This is a genomic window from Nonomuraea candida, from assembly GCF_000725485.1.
Lineage (GTDB): Bacteria > Actinomycetota > Actinomycetes > Streptosporangiales > Streptosporangiaceae > Nonomuraea > Nonomuraea candida.
This window is the reverse complement of the sequence record NZ_JOAG01000174.1, coordinates 1-295: the sequence shown is the minus strand read 5'-3', so window position 1 is coordinate 295 and position 295 is coordinate 1. Positions and strand designations below refer to the sequence as shown.

Here is a 295-nt window from a genome sequence, read left to right as displayed (position 1 = left end):
CGCCCAGAACAGGTTCCCCTTGATCGTCGACAGGGTGCGCCGCGACAGCCGGATCGCATCGGCGGCGACCCGCAGATCACCCCGCACCAGCGTCAGATCACCGGCCTGGATGGCGGCGTCGGTGCCGGTGCCCATCGCCAGCCCCAGATCCGCCTGCGCGAGCGCGGCGGCGTCGTTGACCCCGTCGCCGACCATCGCGACCACCTTGCCGCCGGCCTGCAGCCGCTTGACCACCTCCACCTTCCCGGCGGGCAGCACCTCGGCGATCACCTCCTCGATCCCCACCTCCGCCGCC

At 72.9% G+C, this 295-nt stretch carries 1 protein-coding gene; it reads right to left on the bottom strand.

Translation table 11 applies throughout. The annotated features are described in order from the left end of the window. Positions 1–295, bottom strand: a 295-nt coding sequence (locus IO39_RS43575) for an HAD-IC family P-type ATPase (RefSeq protein ID WP_043637843.1), incomplete at both ends; no start/stop codon positions are given.